1 protein-coding gene is annotated in these 2,510 nt (G+C 44.5%); it reads left to right on the top strand.

All coding sequences use genetic code 11. The features are described from left to right. Positions 1 to 2,510: non-ribosomal peptide synthetase (locus tag N480_RS20215; protein ID WP_155732917.1), on the top strand; the 2,510-nt coding region annotated here is incomplete at both ends.

Genomic DNA, 2,510 nt, shown 5'->3' with positions numbered 1-2,510 from the left:
GATTATGCGCACTGGCAAAGAAATTGGCTGCAGGGTGAAGAGTTAGCAAGGCAGTTAGCGTATTGGCAAGGTCAATTAAAAGGGCTGCCTACTGTTCATCAGTTGCCGTTAGATCACACACGTTCAGTCAATATGTCTAACCAAGGCGCCATTCACAGAACACAAATAGAACAGCAAGATCTACAAACATTAAATGCGGTGTGCCAGCGACAAGGGGCAACGCTGTTCATGGGACTACATGCCGCATTTTCGGTCTTACTCTCTCGCTATAGCAATGAAACAGATATCGTTGTTGGTAGTCCAATTGCAAACCGAGAGCAGGCAGAAATAGCAGATTTAATCGGCTTTTTCGTCAATACCCTAGTGCTGCGAAGCGACTTATCTGAGAATCCGTCATTTGAAACACTTTTGCAGCAAAGCAAAGAGATGTTGTTAGGTGCTTTTGCACACCAACAAGTGCCTTTCGAGCACTTGGTTGAAAAGCTTCAGCCAGAGAGGGGATTGAATCACAGTCCTCTGTTTCAGGTGATGCTTGTGTTGCAAAATAACGAGCCAGTCGATTTATCTTTACCTGGCTTGAGTTTAAGCCAAATAGAAAATAAACAAACAGCGGCCAAATTTGATTTGACACTGACTGTAGTCGAACAGAATGAAAAGTTGGCTTTGTCATGGGAGTACAACTCCTCGTTATTCAATGCAACCACAATAGAAAGAATGTCAGCACACTTTGGGTTATTACTTAAGGCGTTGTTACACGCACCAAATGAAAAGGTGCTAGAGGTTCCAATGTTGTCAAACACTGAACAGTATCACCTGCTGGAAGAGCTGAATAACGCACACTTTGAGTATGATAAGCAGAAGTGTGTTCATGAACTGTTTGAACAGCACGCAAAGGCCAACCCAGCCTCAGTGGCGCTGGAGTATGGCGAAGCATCAATGACCTATGAGGCATTAAATTGTCGAGCAAATCAACTAGCCCACTACTTAATAAATGAACATGGCGTAGTGCCTGATACGTGTGTGGGTATATGTATGAGCCGTTCATTGGAGATGGTAATCGCTATTTTGGGTATCCTCAAAGCGGGTGGGGCCTATGTACCGTTGGATCCAACTTACCCTGAGCAACGATTAGCATATATTTTAGATGATGCACAACCAACAGCGGTCGCGGTGGATAGTGCGGGCAAGTCGGCCTTGGGTAATGTTTATTCCGGTAATTGTTTTGACCTGTTAGAGCTTAGTTCGCGTGTTCTATCTGATTACAATACCTCTGATATTCAGAAAGACACACTAGGATTACGCAGCCATCACTTGGCATATATCATCTACACATCGGGTTCAACAGGTAAGCCTAAAGGAGTAATGGTAAAGCATCGCAATCTAACGGCGCTCACCAACGAAATGGAAAACTGGTTTGAAGACGATGCACGCATGGGGTGGTGCGCGAATTATGTCTTTGATGCCTCTTTGCAAGGAGTTTCTTATTTAATATCTGGACACCCAATGGTGGTTATTCCTGAAGATATCAAAGTAGAACCAGCCCTGCTAAAACAGTACATTGAGAAACATCGTATCGATATACTCGATTGTACCCCCAGCTTGTTGGAGTTTTGGCTTGAATCGGGCATCAATCTTGAACTGCCACATTTATTGGTAGGCGGCGAAGCTATTTCAGCAAAATTATGGTCAGTACTGTCTGAGCGCGCAAAGAGTGGGAAGCTGACATACAATGTGTATGGTCCAACTGAGTGTACGGTTAATAGCACGGTGGCTAAAGTAGAAGGTACGCAAGTTCATATCGGTAGCGCATTACCTTATGCCAGTACTTATGTGCTTTCAGTTAATGGGACATCACTGGTTCCGAAAGGGTGTGTTGGCGAACTATGTATTGGCGGTGATGGTGTCACAAGAGGTTATTTAAACAGACCGGAATTGACAGAGACATGTTTTATTGAAAATCCATTTTACAGCTTGGAACAAGCACATGGCTCCCCTAGGTTATACCGAACAGGCGATCTAGTGCGTTATCTAGAAGACGGTAATTTAGAGTTTATCGGGCGTGTTGATGATCAAGTCAAAATCCGGGGTTTTAGAGTTGAGACAGGAGAGATAGCAGCTGGGTTACAAGACTTACCATGTGTGGACTCTGCCTTGGTCATGACAGCAGAAGTAGCAGACAGTTTGCAACTTGTGGCGTATGTGAAAGCGAATGAAGAGGTGGCGGATGCACAGCTCTTTATTAATAAAATAAAACGCGCTTTAGGTGAAAGGCTACCAGACTATATGGTGCCAAGTTTGGTGCAGCTTGTTAGCGTTTGGCCGTTGACAGCAAATGGTAAGATAGACAAAAAAGCTTTGCCAAGTCCAAGTTGTGATATGTCTGGCGAGGCGTTTGTTGCCCCTAATGGCGAAGTGGAGGAAATGCTGGCAGAAATATGGTCAGACTTGCTTGGCGTTCAGGTAGACAAGATAAGCGCCACTGCGAACTTTTTTGATTTAGGTGGCCACTC

This window comes from Pseudoalteromonas luteoviolacea S2607, assembly GCF_001625575.1.
Lineage (GTDB): Bacteria > Pseudomonadota > Gammaproteobacteria > Enterobacterales > Alteromonadaceae > Pseudoalteromonas > Pseudoalteromonas luteoviolacea_E.
Note: the sequence above shows the minus strand (reverse complement) of the source record. Positions and strands in the feature narration are given on the sequence as shown.